This is a genomic window from Stenotrophomonas sp. YJH_SMC_105-26 (assembly GCF_059368915.1).
This window is the reverse complement of the sequence record NZ_JCAFSD010000004.1, coordinates 41,047-64,652: the sequence shown is the minus strand read 5'-3', so window position 1 is coordinate 64,652 and position 23,606 is coordinate 41,047. Positions and strand designations below refer to the sequence as shown.

Genomic DNA, 23,606 nt, shown 5'->3' with positions numbered 1-23,606 from the left:
AACCCGAATTATACCAGCCGGGGTCGAGCGGCCCTGGTGTGCCCACTATGGCACAGCCACGATCTGTGCATGTTCCACGTGGAACCGGGCGATGTGGGTCAGTTCCTGCAGCGCCGCCGGCGTTTCGGTGGCGGTGATGAAGATCTGCGCCGGCCCACCGAGCAGGCGCTGCAGAACCCGCGCCTGGTGGGTGCGATCCAGCTCCGAGCCCAGATCGTCCAATGCGATCACCGGCCATTCGCCGCGCTGTTCCGCGTAGTCCTCGGCCTGCGCCAGCAGGCAGGCCAATGCCGTCAGCTTGGCCTGGCCGCGGGACAGCGCATCGCGACCCGGAATGCTGTGGAAATCCACGCTCCAGTCTGCCCGGTGCGGACCGACCGAGGTGTATCCGGCCTGGCGGTCACGTTCCCGGGCCAGAAGCAGCGCATCGGCCAGAGGGAGCTCGTGCCGACGCCAGCCCGGGCTGAGTTCCAGTGCCTGGATGCCGAGCTGCGGGGCCAGGCTGGAAGCCAGCGCCACGGTGCGCTGCTGCAGACGCTCCAGGTAGTGCTGCCGACGGCTGGTCAACGGTTCGCCGGCTTCAGCCAGTTCGTGATCCCAGGTATCCAGCATCCGCGACGGGCCACCTTGCTTGAGCAGGGCATTGCGCTGTTTCAGTGCCCGCGAATACCGGCGCCACAGGGACAGGAAATCAGGTTCCACGTGGAACAAGCCCCAATCGAGGAATCGGCGGCGGGGTTCACCACCACCGCTGACCAACGCATGGCTGCCTGGCTCGAATGTGACTACCGCAAGCGCTGCGCACAGATTGCCGAGCTGGGCCACGTCTTCGCCGTCCAGGCGCCCCTTCCAATCCTGACCACTGTGCCGAAGGCCGGCCTTTCGGCGGTGCGGCGGGTGATTGGCACGTTGTTCGTCCCATTCCACGAAGATTTCCAGCGCTTCCTGGCCCTGGCGCACCAATCCATCGCGGACACGACCACGGAAGCTGCGCCCATAGGCCATCAGGTGCAGGGCCTCGAGCACGCTGGTCTTGCCGGCACCGTTGTCGCCGGTCAGCAGGTTCAATCCCGGCTGGGGCGACAGCTCCACCGCATTGAAGCGACGCAGTTGGTGCAGGGCGAGGCGGCGGATAAGCATGGGGCGCGAAAGACCATCCGCACGGGGCGGCAGAGGGGCAGGGAATTCATCAGCTTACTGCATCGGTCAAGCCGGACGTGCCCGGCCAGCTATCCGGCCAGCTATGGAGCAGTTACCGCAGGTCTGCCTGCGCCCTGACCGCTGGTTCCACGTGGCGCTGTTTCCTCATCCCAGCAGATGCGGGTCTCGGCAAGCCCGGAAATCCTTCGATTCTGCGAAGGGTAGCGGGGGTGTGAGCCTTGGATTTCGCCGATTTCAGGCGATGCCGTGGACAGCGCTTGCCTCGTCGCCGACGAGTACCAGCGGATGAACCTGCAGATTCCTTGAAATCTACGATCCCATGCCCTGGGCGGTTCCACAGATTTCAAAGAATTCAGACCGATCGTTCCACGCTGTCCACAGCTGCCCTGTATGACTTATACACAAGGTATGGGCAATCTGTGGATAAAAAAGTCCTTTTGCCATGCCTTCGAAACTATCCACAGGTTCCCCCCCAGGCTGGGAGGCCGATATACAGGGGGTTTCAGGTGCATAAATTTCTTTTAAATCAGTCAGATAAGGTGTTTTTCCACGAGATCTGGCTCTACCATCACCACCATGCTTTAGATTTATACCCAGATTTAGAAGCTAGGCTTGCCCCAATCTGCATCGAATCTTCCCTGTGGACAGCGGCGTTTGCAGAGGGAAGTCCATCGCGCCGCGATGCAGGATCATCGGTCCCTGTCAGGCCAGATCTGGGGACAGGCGACGAGTATCGGATCCTGCACCTGGACTTTCGATCAATCGCGACTCGTCATTGCTACGATCCAGCGATCCTGTTTTCAACGATCGAGACGAACATCCCGGAAAGGCAACGGATTTCAACCGAGCCCATCGACGGAAGTGACGTCGTCCGGAGAACTGCGTCTTCTCGATGCTCCACGTGGAACCTGCAAAAAAAAACGCCCGGGAAGATCCCGGGCGTCGTTCGGTTCCACGTGGAACAGCAGCTGTCAGAGACGCAGCGGCATCACCACGTGGCGCGACTTCTCGCTGCTGGACTCACGTACAAGCGCCGAGGAGTTGGAATCGCGCAGCTGGATGATGACTTCCTCATCGCGCAGGGCGGAGAGGGCATCCAGCAGGTAGTTCACGTTGAAGCCAATGGCCAAGTCGCTGACCGTGGTATCGGCTTCGATCTCTTCCTGGGCTTCTTCCTGTTCCGGGTTGTGCGCGCTGATCTTCAGGTTGCCCGGCGAGACTTCCACGCGGATGCCGCGGTACTTCTCGTTGGACAGGATCGCGGCGCGCTGAAGCGAGGCGCGCAGCGCTTCGCGATCAACCTTCACTTCACGGTCGGCACCGATCGGAATCACCGCTTCGTAGTCCGGGAAGCGGCCGTCGATCAGCTTCGAGGTAAAGGTGACATCGTCGCGCTTGACGCGCACGTGGCTGCGGCCGACTTCCAGCTCGATCTCGCGATCGCCGCTTTCCAGCAGTCGCTGCAGTTCGGTCACACCCTTGCGCGGCACGATGATCTGGCGCTTGGACCCGCTGGGCTTGGCCAGATCGGTTTCACACAGCGCCAGGCGGTGGCCGTCGGTGGCAACGGTACGCAGGGCATCGCCGCGCAGGTCGAACAGCAGGCCGTTGAGGTAGTAGCGCACGTCCTGCTGGGCCATCGCGAACGCGGTGCGCTCGATCAGCTCCTTCAGGGTCGCCTCGCCGATGGCCACGCGCTCGGTGGCTTCCACTTCATCCACCGACGGGAAGTCGTTCGAAGGCAGCGTGGCCAGGGTGAAACGGCTGCGACCGGCCTGCACGGTGATCTTGTCTCCGGTCTGCGAGACGGTGATCCGGCTGCCGTCGGGCAGGGCGCGGATGATCTCGAACAGCTTGCGGGCGGGAATGGTGGTTTCGCCGTCCTGGGCATCTTCAACCGCGATCCGCGACACCATCTCCACTTCCAGGTCGGTACCGGTCAGCGACAGCTGGCCGTTCTGCACCTGGACCAGGAAATTGGCCAGAACCGGAAGGGTCTGGCGGCGTTCGACCACGTTGACGACCTGTGCCAACGGCTTGAGAAAGGCTTCGCGCTGCAGTGTGAAACGCATGTGGTTCCGTGCCCCTATGCTTTAAAAAATGTGGAATAAATCAAAAGCTTGGTGGTGCTGGTAGAGACAGAATCGCTGGAAAACAATGCTAAGTCTTTGTAATTAAAGGTATTTCAGACCTCGAAACCCTCTGCATTACCGACCCCCAAGGGGTGGGGAAAGCTGTGGATAAATCTGGCGCGATTTCAAACGGCATTTTTATCCACAACGTGTCCCGCGCTTGCTACCGGATTCTGCACCGTTTTGTGCGATGACGCCTCATCGGCATCCGTGCATCATTCGCTCAGCTTCCGGATCAGCTTGTCCCAGTCCTCGCGGAGCTTGCCGTCGGTCTCCATCAGGGTCCGGATCTGGCGGCAGGCATGCAGCACCGTGGTGTGATCGCGACCGGCAAAGGCGTCGCCGATCTCGGGCAGGCTGTGCTCGGTCAGTTCCTTGGTCAGGGCCATGGCGACCTGGCGGGGACGGGCCAGCGAGCGGGTCCGACGCTTCGACAGCAGATCCTTGATCTGCAGGCCGTAGTAGTCGGCAACGGTTTTCTGGATGTTGGGAATGCTGATCGCCTGCTGCTGGGCGCGCAGCAGGTCGCGCAGGGTTTCCTGGGCGAATTCGGTGGTGATCGCGCGGCCGGTGAAGTTGGCGCGGGCGGTCAGGGTATTCAGCGCGCCCTCGAGGTCGCGCACGTTGGAGCGCATCTTCTTGGCGATCAGGAACGCAACATCATCGGGAATCTCGGCACCGCGTTCGCGCGCCTTGGCCAGCACGATCGCGGCGCGGGTCTCGAAGTCCGGCGGTTCGATCGCGACCGACAGGCCCCAGGCAAGCCGCGACTTCAGGCGCGCTTCCAGGCCCTCGACTTCGCGCGGATAGCGGTCGCAGGTCAGGATGATCTGCTGCTTGCCATCGAACAACGCGTTGAAGGTGTGGAAGAACTCTTCCTGGGTGCGGTCCTTGCCGGCGAAGAACTGGATGTCATCGATCAGCAGCGCATCCACCTGCTGGAACTGGCGCTTGAACTGATCCATGGTCTTTTCCTGCAGGGCCCGGATCATCGCGCTGAAGAACTGTTCCGAACGCAGGTACAACACCTTTGCACCTGGATTGGCCTGGCGCATGGCGTTGCCGGCGGCGAACATCAGGTGGGTCTTGCCCAGGCCCGTGCCTCCGTACAGCAGCAGCGGGTTGTGCGCCCGGTCGCCCGGCTTCTGCGCTGCCTGGAAGGCGGCGGCCAGGCCCAGCTGGTTGCTGCGGCCTTCGACGAAGTTGGCGAACGTGTAGTGGCTGTCCAGATTGCCGGCGAAGGGCACCTGCGGTTCGCTGGACACATGCGCCGACGGCGTGGAAACCGGCGCGTTCTGCGCCTCCACAGGGCGCGGGCGCGAGCCGATTTCAAGAAAAACGTCGCTGAAACCAGCGAAATGCGCCAGCAGCTCGCGGATCCGGGCCAGGTACAGCTCGCGAACCTGGTCGACGATGAAGGCATTCGGTGCATACAGCACCAGGCTGTCCACGCGCAGATCGGCCTGCAGCGGCTTCAACCAGGTATGAACGTCTTCCGGCGGGAACTCCGCTTCGAGGCGCTCGAGACTACGGGACCAGGCATCCATCAGCAATAATCGTCCGGTGGCCGGGGCATGGACGCGACAAGGCGCCCAAACACAGGCCGGAAAGGGGGGAAATGGATGGCTCAGACTACCACCGAGCGCCCGCCTTCGGAATGCTTGTCCCCTACTTATTCACAAAAACATCCACAGCTATTGCACAGCCCGGTGAATTCGCGTAGCTGCCAGGGGTTGACGCGGGGTAGGGTACCTCTCTAGAATTTCCGGTTCTTTCCGTCCCATTCATACGAGAGGCCCCCAATGGCCACGAAGCGCACCTACCAGCCCAGCAACCTCAAGCGTAAGCGCGACCACGGCTTCCGTGCCCGTATGAAGACCGCTGACGGCCGCAAGATCCTGTCGCGTCGCCGCGCCAAGGGCCGCAAAGTCCTGAGCGCCTGATTGCCATGCCGCACCCCGCGGCAGACGCAATCCCTTCGACAGTGAATACTGCAGACCCGCGCAAGCGATTCCCTCGCTCTGCGCGGGTTCGCACGCGTGCCGAATATTCAACGGTCTTCAACGGCGCCCGCCGTGTGTCCGATCCGCTGATGACCCTGCACTGGCTGCCGGCTGACCGGCCGGCCAGGCTGGGTCTGGCGGTTTCCCGCAAGGTTGATCCGAACGCCGTGGGGCGTAACCGGATCAAGCGCGTCCTGCGCGACATCCTGCGTCAGACACGTACCGAAATCCAGCCAGGCGACTTCGTCGTCGTGGCGCGTAGTGCTGCGCGTTCCGCCAGCAACGACGAGATCCGCCAGGCCTTCCTGCGCCTGCTGCGTCGCCTGCGTGCATTGCCCGCGCCGGGCGTGGACGGCACAATGCCGCCGCCTGATGGCATCGCAACTCCTTCTTTGACCGAGCCGGCATCGCGTCCCGGCCCCGCCGAGCCTGTCCGCTGATGAACCAGACCCGCGTATTCCTCATTTTTGCCTGGCTGATGGTGGCCGTGCTGCTGTGGATGGAGTGGAGCCGTGAAAAGGCTGCTCCGACCCCGGCACCGACGACCACGTCGGCCCCGGCTGCTGCACAGAGTGTTCCGGGCGCGACCCCGGGCAGCATCCCCAGCGCTCAGGTCCCGGGTGCGCCGGGCCAGGCCGCTGTGCAGGCCCAGGCCAGCGCCACCCCGGCCAGCCAGCGCGTGACCGTCACCACCGACGTGCTGCGCCTGGTGCTGGACGGCGGCCGTGTGCTCGATGCCGAGCTGCTGCAGTTCCCGCAGACCAAGGACGAAGGCAGCCCGCCGGTTCGCCTGCTGACCGAAGACCCCGCGCATCCGTACAGCGCGATCAGTGGCTGGGCCAGCGAAGACAAGAACACCCCGGTTCCCGGCGCTGACGGCTTCAAGCTGGTCGGTGATACCAAGGACTTCGTGCTGGCCAAGGGCCAGAACGAACTGCAGATCCCGTTCGTGTGGACCGCCGACAACGGCGTGACCATCAAGCGCACCCTGACCGTCTCGCGCAACGAGTACGCCGTGCGCTTCAAGGACGAAGTCAGCAATGCCGGCGCCGCACCGTGGAACGGCTACGTCTACCGCACCCTGGACCGCACCCCGACCATCCTGTCGCGGAGCATGACCAACCCGGATTCGTTCAGCTTCAACGGCGCCACCTGGTACGACAACGACAAGAAGTACCAGCGTCGTGCGTTCAAGGATTACCTGGACGACGGCGCACTGAACCAGAACATCACCGGCGGCTGGCTGGCGATGCTGCAGCATCACTTCTTCACCGCCTGGATCCCGCAGAAGGACCAGACCGCGCACTACGTGCTGTCGCAGGTGGCCGGTCGTGACCTGATTGAAGCGCGTGGCCCGGCCTTCACCGTGGCCCCGGGCCAGTCCACCAGCACCGAGGCCCGCCTGTGGGTCGGCCCGAAGCTGGTCAACCTGATCGCCAAGGAAGACGTGCCGGGCCTGGACCGCGTGGTCGACTACAGCCGCTTCTCGATGATGGCGGTGATCGGCCAGGGCCTGTTCTGGGTGCTGAACCAGGTGCACAAGCTGGTCGGCAACTGGGGCTGGGCGATCGTCGGCCTGGTGGTGCTGCTGAAGCTGGTGCTGTACCCGCTGTCGGCGACCCAGTACAAGAGCGGTGCCAAGATGCGCCGCTTCCAGCCGCGCATCGCGCAGCTGAAGGAACGCTATGGCGATGACCGCCAGAAGTTCCAGACCGCGATGATGGAGCTGTACAAGAAGGAAAAGATCAATCCGATGGGCGGCTGCCTGCCGATCCTCATCCAGATGCCGATCTTCTTCGCCCTGTACTGGGTGCTGGTGGAATCGGTCGAACTGCGCCAGGCGCCCTGGTTCGGCTGGATCCAGGACCTGACCGCACGCGACCCGTACTTCATCCTGCCGGTCATCAACGTGGCAGTGATGTGGTTCACCCAGAAGCTGACCCCGGCACCGGGCATGGACCCGATGCAGCAGAAGATGATGCAGTTCATGCCGCTGGTGTTCGGCGTCATGATGGCCTTCATGCCGTCCGGCCTGGTCCTGTACTGGGTGGTCAACGGTGGCCTGGGCCTGCTGCAGCAGTGGTGGATGACCAAGCGCCATGGCGGCGAGCCGGTTGCGGCCACCACCGCTCCGGCCCCGGTCAAGAAGAAGTAATCGGTAGAGCCGGCCGCTGGCCGGCTGACCCCAGCAAAAGCCCGCCGCAAGGCGGGCTTTTCGCATGCGGCGGTAGAATCGCCGGCACACCGTTCCTCCCACCTTCGAGTCCGCCATGCCGCGTGCGTCGTCGTTCCGCCTGTTCCTGCCCTCGCTGTTGTTGACCCTGGTTGTTGCCGGCTGCGGCGACAAGGACGCGAAGGCGCCGGCGACCACCGTCACCCAGCCAAGCGCGCAGGCCGCGGCCGCCGCCGATCCGGCCGCCGCGCCGTTGCTGGCGGCGCTGCAGAAGCAGCTCGACGGCTACCGCCGGATCATCGTGCTGCTGGCAGACGAGGAACAGCAATCGGCCGCCGACCGCGGCACCTCCACGCGTGTGGGCCAGCAGCTGTTCCACGATGGCCTGGAACAGCGCACGGCGATCGCCGCGCAGTTCGACACCCTGCTGCGCGGCTCCAGCCCGCAGCGCTTCGCCACCCTCGGCACCGTGCTGGACTACATCGAGTCGGCGCCGGAACTGTTCGACGCCGACCGCCTGGCCTTCCGCGAAGTGCTGCGTGATCTGCATGAGCGGGTCGGCACTGATTCGTCGCTGCCGGCGGTGAAGCTGCACCAGCGCATCGGCGAGGACCTGGAGGCACTCGACGAGATCGAGCGAAACTACAACCAGGAACTGACCCGCATCTTCAGCCGCTTCGAGCGCACCCGTGCCATCGAGCTGAAGCGTGAGAAGTGGGACGACTACATCGCCCACCTGCACAAGGACTACAGCCGCGAAGCGATCCTGCGCGACTACGGCGTGATCGAGCCCTACCCGATGTCGATGAAGGACAGCGACCGCGAGATCTTCGGCCGCGACCTGCCGGCCAAGACCGTGGTGCTGACCTTCGACGATGGCCCGCACAAGGCCTATACCGATGAAGTGGTGGCCATCCTCAAGCGCTACGACGTGCCGGGCGTGTTCTTTGAAGTGGGCCGCAACCTTGGCAAGGTCGAGGCCGATGGCAAGGTCAGCCTCGGCCCGATGGCGAAGATCAGCCGCAACCTGATGGAAGAGGGCTATGCGGTCGGCAACCACAGCCTGACCCACGCCCAGCTGTCGCGCACCACCGGTGACGCGCTGCGCCAGCAGGTGCTCGACACCGACACGCTGCTGAAGGATGTCGACAGCAAGCGCGCGCCGCTGTTCCGTTTCCCGTATGGCGCGCGCAATGCCGAAGGCCTGCAGCTGCTCAACGAGGCCGGGCTGAAGTCGATCATGTGGAACATCGACTCGATGGACTGGGCCGACCCGGTACCGGAATCGATCGTGCAGCGCGTGCTAGACCAGGTGAACAAGGAACAGCGCGGCATCATCCTGTTCCACGACATCCACGATCGTGCGGTGAAGGCGCTGCCGCAGATCCTCGACCGGCTGATCGCCGATGGTTACCAGTTCGCCGGCTGGAACGGCCGTGACTTCACTGTCGCCCGTGCGCGCAAGGGTGAAGCCGGTGCCGCCACGGTCACCACCGGCTACGAGAAGTCCTGGGCGATCGTGGTCGGCATCGACAACTATGCCAAGTGGCCGAAGCTGGAGTACGCCAGCCACGACGCGCAGGCGGTGGCCGATACCCTGACCGGGCAGTTCGGCTTCCCGTCCTCGCAGGTGATCGTGCTGAAGAACGAGCAGGCGACCCGCAACAACATCCTCGCGGCCTTCCACGATCGCCTGGCAGATGACCGCACCGGCAAGAACGACCGCGTGTTCGTGTTCTTCGCCGGCCATGGCGCGACCCGCCAGCTCGCTTCCGGGCGCGACCTGGGCTACATCATTCCGGTCGATTCGGACCCGAAGGAATTCGCCACCGACGCCATCGCGATGACCGACATCCAGAACATTGCCGAGAGCATGCAGGCCAAGCATGTGATGTTCGTGATGGATGCCTGCTACAGCGGCCTGGGCCTGACCCGCGGTGGCCCGTCGTCGTCGTCGTTCCTGCGCGAGAACGCGCGTCGCAGCGCGCGGCAGATGCTGACCGCCGGTGGTGCCGACCAGCAGGTGGCCGATGCTGGCCCCAACGGCCACTCGGTGTTCACCTGGGTGCTGTTGCAGGCGCTGGCCGGCAAGGGCGACCTCAACGGCGACGGCCTGATCACCGGTACCGAGCTGGCCGCCTACGTGGCGCCGGCCGTATCGGCGGTCTCGCACCAGACCCCGGCCTTCGGCAGCCTGCCCGGTTCGCAGGGCGGCGAGTTCGTGTTCCAGGTGCCGGACAGCCAGGAATTCCTCAACGCCGATACGCGCCAGCTGACCGCCGATGCGATCGCGCTGAACAACAAGGTGGATGCGGCCAGCGAGGCCAAGGGCAGCCAGGCGCCGGTGACGGTGGCCGACCTGCAGGGTGGCAAGGCCAAGCTGGTGGTGCCCACCGCTGGCCCGGCGTCCGACCGCCAGCGCGCGCAGCAGGCCAACGACCGCGGCCTGCAGCTGTACCGCGAGAAGCAGTACGACGAGGCAGCCGCGCAGTTTGCCGAAGCGCTGAAGCTGCGTCCTGATTTCGCCCAGGCCGCCAACAACCTCGGCTTCGTCTACTACCGCCAGCAGCGCTATGCAGAAGCCGCGCGCTGGCTGGAGAACACGCTGAAGATCGACCCGTCGCGCGCGGTGGCCCATCTGAACCTGGGCGATGCCTACTTCAACGCCGGCGACAAGGCCAAGGCGAAGCAGGCCTACACCACCTACCTGGCGCTGCAGCCGCAGGGCAGTGGCGCGGCCCAGGCGCGCGCGCAGCTGGAGAAGCTCTGAGCCATGAACGACGCGATCCGCACCGACACCATCGTGGCCATCGCCAGCGCCCCCGGCGCCGGCGGTGTCGGCCTGTTGCGCCTGTCCGGTCCGCGCGCTGCGGCGATTGCCAATGCACTGGGGGCGCCTGCACTGCGCCCGCGCCACGCGCACTACGCGCGCCTGCGTGATGCCGACGGCGAGGTCATCGACGATGGCATCGTGCTGTGGTTCCCGGCACCGAACAGTTTCACCGGCGAAGAGGTGGTGGAACTGCAGGGCCATGGCAGCCCGGTGCTGCTGCAGCAGCTGGTCGCGCGCTGCATCGCGCTCGGTGCGCGCCAGGCGCGGCCGGGTGAGTTCAGCGAACGGGCGTTCCTCAACGGCAAGCTGGACCTGGCCCAGGCCGAGGCCATCGCCGACCTGATCGCCGCGGGCGACAACCGTGCCGCACGCGCGGCGCGTCGTTCACTGGATGGCGTGTTCTCGCGCCGCATCGATGCGGTGGTCGAGCAGCTGGTGCTGCTGCGCATCCACGTGGAAGCGGCCATCGACTTCGCCGACGAACCGCTGGATACCCTCGGTGGCGCGCAGGTGCGGCGTGGGCTGGAACAGGCGCGCAGCGATCTGGCCATTCTGCGCCGCGATGCCGAACGCGGCCGTCGCCTGCGCGATGGCCTGCACGCGGTGCTGATCGGTCCGCCGAATGCGGGCAAGAGTTCACTGCTCAACGCGCTGGCCGGCAGCGAACGCGCCATCGTCACCGACATCGCCGGCACCACCCGCGACACCCTGCGCGAAACCATCCGCCTGGATGGCCTGGAGCTGACCCTGGTCGACACCGCCGGCCTGCGCGACGGCGGCGACGCCATCGAACGCGAAGGCATGCGCCGCGCCCACGTGGAAATCGAGCGCACCGACCTGGCGCTGATCGTGCTGGATGCGCGCGATCCGGCGGCCGGTGAAGCGGCGCTGGGCGAGGCCGTGGCGGCGGTACCGCACAAGCTCTACATCCACAACAAGTCGGATCTGCTGGCGGCGCTGCCGTCGCTGGATGATCCGGATCGGGTGTTCGTTTCGGCCGCCACCGGCGCCGGGCTCGACGATCTGCATGCGCGCCTGCGTTCGATTGCTTCGGCCGGTGCCGGTGAGCAGGTGGACGGCGAGTTCTCCGCGCGCACGCGCCACGTGGATGCGATTGAACGCGCGCAGGAACATGCGCAGCGCGCCGATGGCGAGCTGGCGCACGAGCACCTGGAGCTGGCCGCCGAGGAACTGCGGCTGGCCCACGATGCGCTGGGTGAGATCACCGGGCAGATGAGTGCCGATGATCTGCTGGGGAGGATCTTCTCCAGTTTCTGCATCGGCAAGTAACTGTAGAGCCGAGCCCATGCTCGGCTGTTCTGCCCGTCAGCCGAGCATGGGCTCGGCTCTACAGGGACTGGCTTCCCCCACCTGTCACATTGCCGCCGCATACTGACGCCCATCACATACCGCTTGGGGAAGTCGCAGTGAAGTCGTGGGGTTGTGCGTTGCTGTTGTCGCTGGCCGTGGCACCATCGGTGGCCATGAGTGCTGAATCCTCCACCCCGGCCGTGCCCAAGGTGTCGGTCTACGGCCATCGCGGGGCAAGCGCACTGCTGCCCGAGCACACCCTGGCCTCGTATGCGCAGGCCATCGCCGATGGCGCCGACTACATCGAACCGGACCTGGTGATGACCCGGGACGGGGTGATGGTGGCCCGCCACGAGAACGAGATCGGCGGCACCACCGACGTCGCCTCGCATCCGGAGTTCGCCAACCGCCGTACCCGCAAGGTGATCGATGGGCAGCAGGTCGAGGGCTGGTTCACCGAGGACTTCACCCTGGCCGAGCTGAAGACCCTGTACGCCCGTGAGCGCCTGCCGGAGCTGCGCAGCACCGCCTACGACGGCCAGTTCCGCATCGCCAGCCTGGACGAGATCCTGGCCTTCCTGGTGCAGCAGGCCGGGCGCGCCAACCGTGGCATCGGCCTCGTGCCGGAGATCAAGCACCCGACCTATTTCCAGTCCATCGGCCTGCCGATGGAAGACAAGCTGCTGGCCGCGCTGCGTGGCAACGCGTACACCAATGTCGGCCCGGTCACGATCCAGTCGTTCGAGACCGCCAACCTGCGCTACCTGCATGGCAAGATCGGCCGGGGCAGCAACATCCGCCTGCTGCAGCTGCTGTGGAAGGGCGATACCCAGCCGGCCGACATCGCCAAGGCCGGCGGCACGCTGACCTACGCACAGATGATGGCCCCGGCCGGGCTGAAGGACATCGCCGGCTACGCCGATGGCATCGGCCCCGAGCTGCGTTCGATCATTCCGCTGGATGCCAAGGGCGCGCTGGGCACGCCGACCTCGCTGGTACGAGATGCGCACGCGGCCGGCCTGATGGTGATTCCGTACACCTTCCGCCCGGAGAACCATTTCCAGCCCAGCAACCTGCGCAAGGGCGCCGACAACGCGCGCAACGTCGAAGGCTCGATCGCCGAGATGCGCGCCTACCTGGCGACCGGCATCGATGCCTTCTTCACCGATGATCCGGCGCTGGGCCGGCAGGCGGTGGATGGGATGGGCACAGCGGGGAACTGAGCGATCAACGCGCCGGGCATGGCCCGGCGCTACCCGGGGGCCGGTGTGCTCTGGTAGGTGCCAACCTTGGTTGGCACGCAACAACCGCGCCGACCAAGGTCGGCCACTACCGGTTCATGAGGTTGCCGGCCAGCGGCCGGCACGACCGTCCCCTCAACCGCGTGGCTCGTCCGGCCGGCGGAACGGGATCACCACGTAGTCCTGGCCCTCGCGCGGCTGCCACAGCACCGGCACGCGCTGCGGTGACGGCGGCTCCAGCTCGTCGTCGGCCAGCGGCTCGGCCTCGTCTTCTTCGTCTTCCCAGCTGTAGCGCTGGCGCGGCGGCAGCGGATCGGCGTTGCGGAACAGCAGCGCGGCGATGATGCCGGCGAAGGCGCCGCCCATGTGCGACTGCCAGGACACGCCATCGGCATGCGGCAGGATGGTCATCAGCATGCCGCCATAGAACAGCATGCCGATCAGGCCGGTGGCGATTGCCGCACGGTCGCGGCGCAGCAGGCCGAGGCTGGCCAGCAGGAACATCAGGCCATGGGTCACGCCACTGGCACCCAGGTGCACGCTGCCCGGATTGCCCAGCATCCACGCGCCGAGGCCTGAACCCAGCCACAGCAGGGGCAGGGCGCGCACGGTGGCTTTGGGATACACACTGCCGGCCAGGGTGCCGAGGATCAGGATGGCGATGCTGTTGGCGGCGATGTGCTCGACCGAGGCATGCAGCATCGGGCCGCCGATCAGGCCGAGCAGGCCCTTGGCTTCCAGCGGCGCAACCGCCCACGGTCGCCAGTCGAACGTGCCCTGCAGGGCGAACACGGCCACCAGCACCAGCACGGCCGCCAGGCTGACATTGAACGCCCGCAGGATGCGCGAGCGGTCATTGCGGGGGGCCGGCACGTCGCCGGCGGGCAGGGGCGTGTTGTTGTCCATACCTCAGCAATGGCGGTGGCTGGCGCGAAACCAAGGCCACTGTTGCGGGAGAGTGGGTGCGGCTGGCGGGACAATCCCGCCGGCCGCGTCTTCCCACCGCTCAGGCTCAGGCGTGGCCCGAGCCTTCCTTCGGCGGGTACTTCAGGCTCAGCACCACGGTGGCGGCGATGATCACCGCGACCACGCCCAGCGACACCGGGGTCGGGATCTTGAACAGGTCGATGATCATCATCTTGATGCCGATGAAGGCCAACACCAGCGCCAGGCCGTACGGCAGCAGGTGGAAGCGGTCGGCCATGCCGGCCAGCAGGAAGAACATCGCACGCAGGCCCAGCACCGCGAACACGTTGGAGGTGAGCACGATGAACGGGTCGGTGGTGATCGCGAAGATCGCCGGGATGCTGTCCACGGCGAAGATCACGTCGGTGACCGCGATCAGGATCAGCACCGCGAACAGCGGGGTGAACCAGCGCACGCCATCGCGCGTCACGCTCAGCGCATTGCCGGCGTAGTCCGGCAGCAGGCGCAGGTGCTTGCGCATCCAGCGCAGGGCGGGGTTGGCTTCCAGATCCGGTTCCTGGCCGGCGGCGAACCACATCTTCCAGCCGGTGAACAGCAGGAAGGCACCGAACACGTAGAGCAGCCAATGGAACTGGCTGATCAGCACGCTGCCGGCGAAGATCATGATCGTACGCAGCACGATCGCACCCAGGATGCCGATGATCAGCACCTTCTGGCGCTGCTCCTCCGGTACTGCGAAGTAGCTCATGATCATCAGGAACACAAAGATGTTGTCGACCGCCAGCGCCTTCTCGACCAGGTAGCCGGTCAGGAATTCGAGGCCGACCTTGTTGGCCACCACCTGGCCGGCGGTCTCATTCAGGTAGTACCAGAGGCCGGCGTTGAACAGCAGGGCCAGCGCGACCCAGCCGATCGACCACCACAGGGCTTCCTTGAAGGTGACCTTGTGCGGTCCACCATGGCGCATCAACACGAGGTCGACCAGCAGGGCGATGACCACCACCGCTGCGAAGCCGCCCCACAACCACACGTTACCGATCGTCTGCATTGGGAATGTCCGTTGGAAAGATGAATGCCAGGCCGGACGGCGAGGATCTGCAACGGAGGATCGGGAGGGGGATCCAGGGACAGAGCTTCGCCAGTACGGCGAAGGTCTCGCTCGCAGTTCCAGTCGGCTGGAACTGCCGTTGCACCGGAGCCTGCGGGCTCGAAATGACGGCGACAACGTCTGGGAGCTACTCCCCTTCTGGCGCCGATTCTGCCGTCTGGCTGGGCCGCCGTCAAATGGGGGACGAGGGGTCGGATCCCCGTAGGGGCTCTGACCCCATTCCCGAGCCCGTTCCGGCCTGGTGGGTGCCAACCTTGGTTGGCACGCCGGCGAGGGTCAGAGCCCCTGCGGGGATCTGACCCCGGCGCCCGGTTTACAATGGGTGGATGAATACCCCCCTTCCGATTGTCCGCCTCAAGAATGCGTGGCGCTCCAGCCACCCGTGGATCTTCCAGAAACTGGTCGAGAAGCCGACCGTCCGGCCCAAGCCCGGTTCCATCGTCGACGTGGTCGGCATTGATGGCGAGTTCATTGGCCGCGGGTTCTACAACGGGCATTCGCGCATTGCCGTGCGCATCCTTGAGACCGACCAGAACGTGCCGGTGGATGCCGGCTGGTTCTCGCGCAAGATTGCCCAGGCGGTGTCACTGCGCCGTGAGGTGCTCAAGCTCGACGCGGTCTCCGACGCCTGGCGCGTGGTGCACAGCGAAGGCGACGGCCTGTCCGGCCTGGTGGTGGATCGCTACGGCGACCTGGTGGTGGTCGAATTCTTCGCCGCCGGCATGTTCCGCCACCGCGAGTGGATCTACGACGCCCTGCGCGAGCAGTTCCCGGGTTGCCGCTTCCACAGCTTCGCCGATGAGCACGTGCAGAAACAGGAAAGCTTCGATTTCCACGGCAATACCACCACCGAAGCGTCGGTGATCACCGAGTACGGCATCAAGTTCCGCGCCGACCCGGCCGGTGCGCACAAGACCGGCTTCTTCGCCGACCAGCGCGAGAACCGCGAGTGGCTGAGCCAGCAGGTGGAAGGCAAGCGCGTGCTGGACCTGTGCTGCAACACCGGCGGTTTTGCGGTGTACGCGGCGGCGCGAGGCGCCTCGGAAGTGGTCGGCATCGACATCGATGAAGACGTCATCCAGATCGCCAAGGGCAATTCGCGCCTGAACAACGTGCGCCCGAAGTTCGTCCAGTCCGACATCTTCCCGTGGCTGCGTGATGCGGCCAATCGTGGCGAGCAGTACGACGTGGTGATCCTGGACCCGGCGAAGATGACCCGCGACCGCGACCAGGTCATCACTGCGCTGAAGAAGTACCTGGACATGAACAAGCTGGCGCTGGGCGTGGTCAAGCCGGGCGGCCTGTTCGCCACGTTCTCCTGCACCGGCCTGGTGGCCGAGGACCAGTTCCTCGACATGCTGCGCCGCGCGGCGTATTTCTCCGGCCGCACGATCCAGATCCTGAAGGTGGCCGGCGCCGGTCCGGACCACCCGTTCATGGCCCACGTGCAGGAATCGCGTTACCTGAAGGCCGTGTTCTGCCGCGTGGTGGACTGACCGCGTCACTGCCGATCTCTGTAGAGCCGAGCCCACGCTCGGCTGATCTGTCTGGCAGCCGAGCATGGGCTCGGCTCTACAAAAAGGCCGGGTGCGGCGCTATGGTCGGGCTCTTCCCAATGCCGGTGAGAGCCCATGCCATCGTTGCGCCACCTGTCCGTCGTGCTCGCCGTGGCGCTGTGCGCGCCGCTTTCGGCTCACGCCATCGAGTTCAGCGCCGAGGAACTGGCCCGTGCCAAGGCGCTGCAGCAGCGCCTGGTCACGCTCGACAGCCACCTGGATACACCGGCCAACTTCGGCCGCACCGGCTTCGACATCGAGCAGCGCCACGACCGCAACGCGCTTTCGCAGGTGGACTACCCGCGCATGGTCGAAGGTGCGCTCGATGGCGGTTTCTGGGCGATCTACACCGACCAGGGCGATCGCAGCGCAGCGGCCCACCTGGCCGAGCGTGACCACGGCCTGCAGCGACTGCTGGAAATCCGCGAGATGCTGGCGGCCAATCCCGCGCGCTTCGCGCTGGCACTGACCGCCGATGATGCGGCGCGGATCAAGGCCGCCGGCAAGCGCGTGGTCTACATCAGCATGGAAAATGCCAGCCCGCTGGTGGAAGACCCGAGCCTGCTCTCGTTCTACCACCGCGCCGGCCTGCGCCTGCTCAGCACCGTGCACTTCGCCAACAACGAGTTCGCCGATTCGGCCACCGATCCCAAGGGCGCGGAGTGGAAGGGCCTGAGCCTGGCCGGCAAGGAGCTGGTGCGGCAGGCGGTGAAGCTGGGCATCGTGATCGACCAGTCGCATGCCTCGGACGCGGTGTTCGACGACCTGCTGGCGATGATGCCGGTGCCCTTCGTGCTGTCGCACAGCTCGGCCAAGGCGGTCTACGACCACCCGCGCAATCTTGATGACGCGCGGCTGCGCAAGCTGGCCAAGGCCGGCGGCGTGATCCAGGTGAACGCCTATGGCGGCTACCTGATCGACACGGCGAAGACACCCGAGCGCAAGCAGGCCGAAGAAGCGCTGAGCAGGCAGCTGGGCGGCTGGGAAGGGATGGGCATCGAGCAGGGCGTGGCCCTGCTGAAAGCCGAACAGGCACTGGACCATGAACACCCCGTGCGGCATGCCAGCCTGGACGACTTCTTCGCCCACTTCGAGCACATCCTCAAGGTGGTCGGCCCCGAGCACGTGGGTATCGGCCTGGACTGGGATGGCGGCGGTGGCCTGAGCGACCTGCCCGATGTCAGCCAGCTGCCGAAGATCACCGCCTGGCTGCTGCGCAAGGGCTATACCGAGCAGCAGATTGCCGGCATCTGGGGCGGCAACCTGCTGCGGGTGATGCGCCAGGCGCAGGATTACGCCGCAAAGCAGGGCGGTTGAAACGCCCTGCGATGGTGCCGGCCAGCGGCCGGCATCGCCCCTATCAACAGGATTCGGGTTGCCGGCCAGCGGCCGGCACTACCGGTGATCGGTCTATTTCGCGATCAGCGCATGGCGTCGGCTGTACAGCAGGTACAGCACCAGGCCGGCCACGTTCCACAACAGGAAGTACAGCTGGGTGGTGTGCGGCAGGCTGATGAACAGGTAGATGCAACCCAGCGCGGCCAGCGGGCCAACCACGAAGGCCAGCGGCGTGCGGAACGTGCGCGCGCGGTCCGGCTCGCGCAGGCGCAGCACCACCAGGCAGACGCCCACTGCAGTGAACGCGGCCAGGGTACCGGCATTGGCCAGCGCGGCGATCTCGTCCAGGCGGGCCACGCCGGCCAGCGCCGACACCACCACCGCAGTGAACAGTGTGGTCGCCACCGGCGTGCCGGTACGCGCGTTGACCTTGGACAGGCCACGCGGCAGCAGGCCGTCGCGGCTCATCACGAAGAAGATGCGGCTCTGGCCGTACAGGAAGGCCAGCAGCACGGTCGGCAGCGCGATGATCGCAATCACGCCGATCACCATCGCCGCTGTCGGATGGCCCAGCTGGCGCATGATCAGCGCCAGCGGCTCGGCGCTGTGCCCGAACACGGCGTAGCTCATCGCACCCACTGCGGCCAGCGCCACCAGCACGTAGACGATGGTGCAGCCGATCATCGAACCGATGATGCCGATCGACAGGTCACGGCCCGGGTTCTTGGTCTCCTCCGCAGCAGTGGAGATCGCATCGAAGCCGTAGAAGGCGAAGAAGATGATCGCCGCTGCCGCCATCACGCCGTGCTCGACGCCATCGGGGCCCATCGACTTGGCAAAGCCATACGGCATGAACGGCTGCAGGTTGGCGCTGTCGAACGCAGGCAGGGCCACGGCCACGAAGATCGCCAGCGCGATCAGCTTGAACACCACCAGGATGGCATTGAGCGTGGCGCTTTCCTTGGTCCCGGCCATCAGCATGCCGGCCACCAGCCAGGTGATGATGATCGCCGGCAGGTTGATCATGCCGCCTTCCACGTGCGGGCCGGCTGCCAGCCAGGCCGGCAGGTGCACGTTCCAGCCGAACTGGGTGTGGACCCATTCGAGGAAGCCGACGAAGTAGCCGGACCAGCCCACCGCCACCGTACTCACCACCAGCGAGTACTCCAGGATCAGACTCCAGCCCACCACCCAGGCAAACACCTCGCCCAGCGCACTGTAGCTGTAAGTGTAGGCACTGCCGGCGGCCGGCATCATCGTCGACAGCTCGGCGTAGGACAGCGCCGCGCAGGCGCAGACCGCACCGGCGATGGCGAAGGAGATCAGCACGGCCGGGCCGGCCAGGTTGGCACCGACGCCGATCAGCGTGTAGATGCCGGTACCGACGATGGCGCCAATACCCAGCGCGATCAGGTGCGGCCAGCTGAGCGTCGGGATCAGACGCCTGCCGGCTTCGTGGACGGTGACGGAATCTAGGGACTTGCGCCGGAACAGGGACATGCAGGCCTCGGAAGGGGTGACTAAGAACGACAAGTTCCCGAGTGTGACCGAACGCAGCGCAGCATTACCACTGACGGGGGTCATGCATGGCGGGGCACGCGCTGCGCCCCGGCCAGGCTGCCGGAATCGGCATAATCCGGCGGCAGCCACCGGTGTACGTTCGTCCCGGCCCCCGCTAGGACTCGATGTTGGCCATGCCGCTGTCCGAATAGCGTTCGCCGGCCGCGGCATGCAGCGGGAAGGCCGCATCCAATGCGTCCAGCGTGGCCGCATCCAGTTCCACCTGCAGTGCAGCGAGGTTCTCGTCCAGCCGTGCCCGCCGCGTCGTGCCCGGGATCGGCACGATGTGCCCGCCGCGCGACAGCACCCAGGCCAGCGCCAGCTGCGAGGCGGCGATGCCGCGCTCGGCGGCCAGCGCCTGCACGGTGTCCACCAATGCCAGGTTGCGCTGGAAGTTTTCGCCTTCGAAGCGGGGCGAGGTGCGCCGGTAATCGTCGGCGTCGAAGTCGTCCGGGCTGCGGATGGCGCCGGTCAGGAAGCCACGGCCCAGCGGCGAATACGGCACGAAGCCGATGCCGAGCTCCGCCGTGGTGGCCAGCACTCCGTTCTGCTCCGGCTCGCGCGACCACAGCGAGTACTCGCTCTGCACCGCCGTGATCGGGTGCACCGCATGGGCGCGGCGGAGGGTGGCCGCCGAGGCCTCGGACAGGCCCAGCCAGCGCACCTTGCCCTGTTCCACCAGGCGTGCCATGGCACCCACGGTGTCCTCGATCGGCACGGTCGGGTCGACGCGGTGCTGGTAGTACAGGTCGATGTGGTCCACGCCCAGGCGGCGCAGGCTGGCCTCGCAGGCGGCCTGCACATAGTCCGGGTGGCCGTTGATCTGCCGCGCCTTCGGGTCAGCCGGGTCCAGGCCGATGCCGAACTTGCTGGCCAGGAACACCTGGTTGCGGCGGCCGGCAATCGCGCGACCGACCAGCACCTCGTTGGTGTGCGGGCCATACACATCGGCGGTGTCGAGCAGGGTCACGCCACGGTCCAGCGCGTGCCGGATGACGGCAATGCCGTCATCGTCACTGCCGCGGCCGCCGTAGTACGCGCTCATGCCCATGCACCCCAGGCCGAGGGCGGACACGGTGGGGCCGGCGGGGCCGAGAGTACGGGTCTTCATGTGGATCTCCTTGGGGAAGGCGCCACGTCTGGATGGGCAGTGGCGAGGGGCACAGCATCCTCCACGCCATCATGTGGATAAACTGCGTGTCACCGGACTTACCTTGAAGGCTGCCTTCACAATGGATGCCTCCGTCCCGCTCACTGCTGTGGTCGCTTTCGTCCACGTGGCCGAGCACGCCAGCTTTACCCGCGCCGCCGATGCCCTGGGTGTGTCGACCTCGGCGCTGTCGCAGAGCGTGCGCGCGCTGGAAGCGCGGATGGGCGTGCGGCTGCTGCAGCGGACCACGCGGCGGGTCAACCTGACCGAGCACGGCGCGCGTTTCCTGCAGCGCGTGCGCGGCGGCCTGGACCAGATCGACCAGGCATTTGCCGAACTGGACAGCGCGCGCTCGGTGCCTGCCGGGCGGCTGCGCGTGACCCTGCCGCGCATCGTCGCCGATCGCATGGTGCTGCCGCGGCTGCCCGACTTCCTTGCGCGTTACCCGCAGGTGCAGGTGGAACTGTGCGTCGACCCCGCGCTGACCGATCTGGTGGCCGAGGGCTTCGACGCCGGCATCCGCCTGGGCGAATCACTCGCACAGGGCATGATCGCGGTGCCGGTCGGGCCACCCGAGCGGCAGGTGGTGGTAGCCACGCCGGCCTATTTCGAACGCCATGGCGTGCCGCAGACCCCGCATGACCTGCAGGGCCACGCCTGCATCGTGCACCGGCTGGCCAACGGCCGGCTGATGCCCTGGGAGTTCAGCCGCGACGGCCACGACCTGGACGTGCAAGTGAGCGGGCGGCTGGTGTTCAACGATGCCGGCGTCGCCCATGGTGCCGTGCTGGCGGGTCTGGGAATGGCCCAAGGCTTCGCCTCGTTGATGGCCGACGACATCAACGCTGGGCGACTGCAGAGCGTGCTGCAGGACTGGCAGCCGCCATTCCCCGGCTTCCACCTGTACTACCCCGCGCGTGAGCAGATGGCGCCCAAGCTGCGGGTGTTCATCGACCACCTGCGCGCGGAGATGCACGACCGGTAGATGCCAACCTTGGTTGGCATGCTTCAATCGACCACGCGCGCCGCTACGCCTCCCGGCCAATGGCAGCCATCCTCCTGCCACGCCTGGCTGTCATCGTGGAAGGTGGTGCGACGGCCATCACGGGCGCGTTCGTAGCTCAGATCCAGTACCAGCGCGCCCTGCGTGCTCAGCAGGTAGCGGCCGTTGAGGCGCCCGTCGATGCGCTCTTCCCACACGCTGTCGAACTGGTACGGGCGATCCTCGGCCAGCACCGTGGTCTCCATCGAGATCCGGTGCAGGGGCAGGCGCTCGCGCTGGCCGGCGTAACGCACGTCGGCCCGGCCGTCTTCCAGCCAGCGCCATTCCAGGTGGATGTTGTCGTTGCGACCGCCCGTCAGGCAGCGATGGTCCTGCACGGTGCCGGCAGAGGCGGCACCGGCCAGCAGCAGGGTCATGCCGAGCAGTGGCAGCCGCCCGTTCATCCGTTCAGCCCCAGGCGGATGCCGAACCCCACCAGGAACAGGCCGGCCACGCGACGCAGCGCATCGCTGATCCGCGGGTGCTGGATCAACCGGCGGCGGGCCAGGTTGCCCACGCCGATCAGCATCGAGCAGTAGGCGATACTGACCACCAGGATGATGCCGGCCAGCGCGGCGAAGGTGGCGATGCCCTGGTGTGCCTTCGGATCGATGAACAACGGCAGGAAGGCCATGTAGAACAGGATCGCCTTCGGGTTGAGCAGGCTGACCAGGATCGCCTGCTGGAAGTAGCGGCCGGGTTGCATGCGGATCGGGCCGGCGTCGCCGCCCTCGTGCTTGGGCGTGCGCAGCAGGCTGATGCCGACCCACACCAGGTAGGCCGCGCCGAGGTACTGCACGGCGTGGAATACCAGAGGATTGGCCTTCAGCAGTGCGGCCACGCCGGCCAGCGCCAGCCACATCAGGATCTGGTCGCCGACCAGCAGGCCGGCCAGTGCGGTGTAGCCGCCGCGCACGCCGCCACGGCCGGTGGCAGTCAGCAGCGTGAAGGTACCGGGACCGGGCAGGGCGAGAAACACCAGCACGGCGACCAGAAACGTCCACAGGTCCTGGATGCCCATCCACGGCATGGCGGTGCTCTTCTGTTACGGGGGGCCGCCATTGTCGGCCAGCGCTGCGGCGGGCGACAGGGGGCCGGTGGGGCCAACCGGCATCCCGGACAGCAGCGGTTGCAGGTGCTGGCGCAGCTGCGCGTGCAGCTGCCGCACGGCGGGTGAGAACTGCTTGCGATGCGGGCACACCAGCTGCAGCGGGATGCTGCTGCCAACGCCGTCCAGCAGCACCTGCAGGCGCCCGGCCAGCACATCCTCGCGCAGGTCCAGCCAGGACTTGTAGGTGATGCCTTCGCCGGCCACGGCCCAGCGCCGCACCACGTCGGCGTCGTCGCAGACCAGCGGGCCGCGTACCGGAACCACGCTGCGGCGCCCGTCCACCTCGAACGACCAGCGATCGTAGGCGCGGCCATTGAGTTGATAGACCAGGCAGTCGTGCTCGCGCAGATCCTCCAGGCGCGTGGGCGGGCCACGCCGCTGCAGGTAGCCGGGCGAGGCGGCCAGCACGCGCCGGTTGCCTTCCAGCAGGGGCAGGGCTACGTAGTTGGCGTCATCGAAGTGGCCGATGCGGATGGCCACGTCGACCGGTTCGCGGAACACGTCGGCGACCTCGTCGGACAGGCGCAGGTGCAGGCGCAGTCGCGGGTGCGCGGCGCGGAACGCGCTCAGCCAGGGCAGCAGCAGGTTGCGGCCGAAGTCCGACGGCGCCGACAGCTGCAGGATGCCGTGCAGCTCGGTGTCCTCGCCCTGCACGCGGGCCTGGCCTTCGCGCAGGGTGGCCAGCACCTCCTGCGCATACGGCAGGTAGAGCGCGCCCTCGCCGGTCAGGCGCAGGCTGCGGGTCGTGCGCACGAACAGGCGCAGGTCCAGCTCGCGCTCCAGCCGTGCCACCGCCGCAGCGACCTGCCCGGGCAGCAGGTCGGCCTCGCGGGCGGCCTGCGAGAAGCTGCCCAGCGCGGCAGTGCGGACGAACAGCTGCAGATCGTCGAAGCGGATCATCTTCATCGCCAGAGTGAAAGTGCTGCCCGATTCTGCGCCTTTCCGAGGGAGCGCGCGCGG

At 66.4% G+C, this 23,606-nt stretch carries 19 protein-coding genes; 9 read left to right on the top strand and 10 right to left on the bottom strand.

All coding sequences use genetic code 11. The features are described 5' to 3' along the window. Positions 1–45 precede the first annotated feature (45 nt). The 3 genes from recF to dnaA form a co-directional block, all read right to left on the bottom strand. Complete coding sequence (recF, locus tag AC5P7F_RS11835) at positions 46–1,140, bottom strand: DNA replication/repair protein RecF (RefSeq protein ID WP_014645406.1); 1,095 nt, start codon at positions 1,138–1,140, stop codon at positions 46–48. A gap of 992 nt (positions 1,141–2,132) precedes the next feature. Next, positions 2,133–3,233: a DNA polymerase III subunit beta gene (dnaN, locus tag AC5P7F_RS11830; RefSeq protein ID WP_005411731.1), complete on the bottom strand. Its 1,101-nt coding sequence runs from the start codon at positions 3,231–3,233 to the stop codon at positions 2,133–2,135. 275 nt (positions 3,234–3,508) lie between these two features. Next, positions 3,509–4,840, bottom strand: a complete 1,332-nt coding sequence (gene dnaA, locus AC5P7F_RS11825; protein ID WP_014645405.1) for a chromosomal replication initiator protein DnaA — start codon at positions 4,838–4,840, stop codon at positions 3,509–3,511. A 255-nt stretch (positions 4,841–5,095) separates the two neighbouring features. Here dnaA and rpmH point away from each other — a divergent pair, with 255 nt between their 5' ends. The 6 genes from rpmH (at position 5,096) to AC5P7F_RS11795 (ending at position 12,836) form a co-directional block, all read left to right on the top strand. After that, positions 5,096–5,236, top strand: a complete 141-nt coding sequence (rpmH, locus tag AC5P7F_RS11820; RefSeq protein WP_005411729.1) for a 50S ribosomal protein L34 — start codon at positions 5,096–5,098, stop codon at positions 5,234–5,236. Between the two features lie 5 nt (positions 5,237–5,241). Then, the gene (gene rnpA, locus AC5P7F_RS11815) at positions 5,242–5,736 is read left to right on the top strand and encodes a ribonuclease P protein component (protein WP_080053031.1); all 495 of its coding nucleotides are present in this window, start codon (positions 5,242–5,244) and stop codon (positions 5,734–5,736) included. Next, positions 5,736–7,451 (top strand): membrane protein insertase YidC, encoded by a 1,716-nt coding sequence (gene yidC / locus AC5P7F_RS11810; RefSeq protein WP_014648955.1) that lies wholly within the window; start codon positions 5,736–5,738, stop codon positions 7,449–7,451. The genes rnpA and yidC overlap by 1 nt, the downstream gene beginning before the upstream one ends. A gap of 115 nt (positions 7,452–7,566) precedes the next feature. Beyond that, positions 7,567–10,239 (top strand): polysaccharide deacetylase family protein, encoded by a 2,673-nt coding sequence (locus AC5P7F_RS11805; RefSeq protein ID WP_053494814.1) that lies wholly within the window; start codon positions 7,567–7,569, stop codon positions 10,237–10,239. Between the two features lie 3 nt (positions 10,240–10,242). Further along, a complete protein-coding gene (gene mnmE / locus AC5P7F_RS11800) occupies positions 10,243–11,592 on the top strand; it encodes a tRNA uridine-5-carboxymethylaminomethyl(34) synthesis GTPase MnmE (RefSeq protein ID WP_049408439.1) in 1,350 nt (449 codons plus the stop codon). 137 nt (positions 11,593–11,729) lie between these two features. Then, on the top strand, positions 11,730–12,836 hold the full coding sequence (locus tag AC5P7F_RS11795; RefSeq protein ID WP_164077269.1) for a glycerophosphodiester phosphodiesterase family protein: 1,107 nt from the start codon (positions 11,730–11,732) through the stop codon (positions 12,834–12,836). Positions 12,837–12,989: 153 nt separating this feature from the next. Here AC5P7F_RS11795 and AC5P7F_RS11790 read toward each other — a convergent pair whose 3' ends face one another. Next, on the bottom strand, positions 12,990–13,760 hold the full coding sequence (locus tag AC5P7F_RS11790; protein WP_032958447.1) for a rhomboid family intramembrane serine protease: 771 nt from the start codon (positions 13,758–13,760) through the stop codon (positions 12,990–12,992). Between the two features lie 106 nt (positions 13,761–13,866). Continuing rightward, positions 13,867–14,829 (bottom strand): TerC/Alx family metal homeostasis membrane protein, encoded by a 963-nt coding sequence (locus AC5P7F_RS11785; protein WP_164077270.1) that lies wholly within the window; start codon positions 14,827–14,829, stop codon positions 13,867–13,869. 386 nt (positions 14,830–15,215) lie between these two features. Between AC5P7F_RS11785 and AC5P7F_RS11780 the strand changes: the two genes are divergently transcribed. Together AC5P7F_RS11780 and AC5P7F_RS11775 are read left to right on the top strand one after the other, a co-directional pair. Then, positions 15,216–16,385, top strand: coding sequence for a class I SAM-dependent rRNA methyltransferase (locus AC5P7F_RS11780; protein ID WP_032958445.1), 1,170 nt, complete (start codon positions 15,216–15,218; stop codon positions 16,383–16,385). Between the two features lie 135 nt (positions 16,386–16,520). Continuing rightward, entirely contained in the window at positions 16,521–17,762 is a 1,242-nt protein-coding gene (locus AC5P7F_RS11775) for a membrane dipeptidase (RefSeq protein WP_164077271.1), read from the top strand. Between the two features lie 93 nt (positions 17,763–17,855). Here the strand turns inward: AC5P7F_RS11775 and AC5P7F_RS11770 are convergent, their stop codons facing one another. Both AC5P7F_RS11770 and AC5P7F_RS11765 read right to left on the bottom strand, forming a co-directional pair. Beyond that, entirely contained in the window at positions 17,856–19,283 is a 1,428-nt protein-coding gene (locus AC5P7F_RS11770) for an amino acid permease (protein WP_046433392.1), read from the bottom strand. A 175-nt stretch (positions 19,284–19,458) separates the two neighbouring features. Beyond that, complete coding sequence (locus AC5P7F_RS11765; RefSeq protein WP_126411549.1) at positions 19,459–20,454, bottom strand: aldo/keto reductase; 996 nt, start codon at positions 20,452–20,454, stop codon at positions 19,459–19,461. Positions 20,455–20,575: 121 nt separating this feature from the next. Here AC5P7F_RS11765 and AC5P7F_RS11760 point away from each other — a divergent pair, with 121 nt between their 5' ends. Beyond that, positions 20,576–21,478, top strand: a complete 903-nt coding sequence (locus AC5P7F_RS11760; protein WP_032958441.1) for a LysR family transcriptional regulator — start codon at positions 20,576–20,578, stop codon at positions 21,476–21,478. A 23-nt stretch (positions 21,479–21,501) separates the two neighbouring features. Here the strand turns inward: AC5P7F_RS11760 and AC5P7F_RS11755 are convergent, their stop codons facing one another. From AC5P7F_RS11755 to AC5P7F_RS11745, 3 genes are read right to left on the bottom strand one after another with little or no spacing between them, the layout of a single operon-like run. Beyond that, positions 21,502–21,939, bottom strand: a complete 438-nt coding sequence (locus AC5P7F_RS11755; protein ID WP_014648944.1) for a hypothetical protein — start codon at positions 21,937–21,939, stop codon at positions 21,502–21,504. Continuing rightward, positions 21,936–22,565: a leucine efflux protein LeuE gene (gene leuE, locus AC5P7F_RS11750; RefSeq protein ID WP_005411716.1), complete on the bottom strand. Its 630-nt coding sequence runs from the start codon at positions 22,563–22,565 to the stop codon at positions 21,936–21,938. The genes AC5P7F_RS11755 and leuE overlap by 4 nt, the downstream gene beginning before the upstream one ends. Before the next feature lie 15 nt (positions 22,566–22,580). Next, positions 22,581–23,552 (bottom strand): LysR family transcriptional regulator, encoded by a 972-nt coding sequence (locus AC5P7F_RS11745; protein ID WP_014648943.1) that lies wholly within the window; start codon positions 23,550–23,552, stop codon positions 22,581–22,583. Between the last annotated feature and the right edge of the window lie 54 nt (positions 23,553–23,606).

Bases quoted from the DNA above. Each gene is read 5' to 3' on its own strand.
- recF (WP_014645406.1), bottom strand. From the start codon at position 1,140: ATGCTTATCCGCCGCCTCGCCCTGCACCAACTGCGTCGCTTCAATGCG.
- dnaN (WP_005411731.1), bottom strand. From the start codon at position 3,233: ATGCGTTTCACACTGCAGCGCGAAGCCTTTCTCAAGCCGTTGGCACAG.
- dnaA (WP_014645405.1), bottom strand. From the start codon at position 4,840: ATGGATGCCTGGTCCCGTAGTCTCGAGCGCCTCGAAGCGGAGTTCCCG.
- rpmH (WP_005411729.1), top strand. From the start codon at position 5,096: ATGGCCACGAAGCGCACCTACCAGCCCAGCAACCTCAAGCGTAAGCGC.
- rnpA (WP_080053031.1), top strand. From the start codon at position 5,242: ATGCCGCACCCCGCGGCAGACGCAATCCCTTCGACAGTGAATACTGCA.
- yidC (WP_014648955.1), top strand. From the start codon at position 5,736: ATGAACCAGACCCGCGTATTCCTCATTTTTGCCTGGCTGATGGTGGCC.
- AC5P7F_RS11805 (WP_053494814.1), top strand. From the start codon at position 7,567: ATGCCGCGTGCGTCGTCGTTCCGCCTGTTCCTGCCCTCGCTGTTGTTG.
- mnmE (WP_049408439.1), top strand. From the start codon at position 10,243: ATGAACGACGCGATCCGCACCGACACCATCGTGGCCATCGCCAGCGCC.
- AC5P7F_RS11790 (WP_032958447.1), bottom strand. From the start codon at position 13,760: ATGGACAACAACACGCCCCTGCCCGCCGGCGACGTGCCGGCCCCCCGC.
- AC5P7F_RS11785 (WP_164077270.1), bottom strand. From the start codon at position 14,829: ATGCAGACGATCGGTAACGTGTGGTTGTGGGGCGGCTTCGCAGCGGTG.
- AC5P7F_RS11780 (WP_032958445.1), top strand. From the start codon at position 15,216: ATGAATACCCCCCTTCCGATTGTCCGCCTCAAGAATGCGTGGCGCTCC.
- AC5P7F_RS11775 (WP_164077271.1), top strand. From the start codon at position 16,521: ATGCCATCGTTGCGCCACCTGTCCGTCGTGCTCGCCGTGGCGCTGTGC.
- AC5P7F_RS11770 (WP_046433392.1), bottom strand. From the start codon at position 19,283: ATGTCCCTGTTCCGGCGCAAGTCCCTAGATTCCGTCACCGTCCACGAA.
- AC5P7F_RS11765 (WP_126411549.1), bottom strand. From the start codon at position 20,454: ATGAAGACCCGTACTCTCGGCCCCGCCGGCCCCACCGTGTCCGCCCTC.
- AC5P7F_RS11760 (WP_032958441.1), top strand. From the start codon at position 20,576: ATGGATGCCTCCGTCCCGCTCACTGCTGTGGTCGCTTTCGTCCACGTG.
- AC5P7F_RS11755 (WP_014648944.1), bottom strand. From the start codon at position 21,939: ATGAACGGGCGGCTGCCACTGCTCGGCATGACCCTGCTGCTGGCCGGT.
- leuE (WP_005411716.1), bottom strand. From the start codon at position 22,565: ATGCCGTGGATGGGCATCCAGGACCTGTGGACGTTTCTGGTCGCCGTG.
- AC5P7F_RS11745 (WP_014648943.1), bottom strand. From the start codon at position 23,552: ATGAAGATGATCCGCTTCGACGATCTGCAGCTGTTCGTCCGCACTGCC.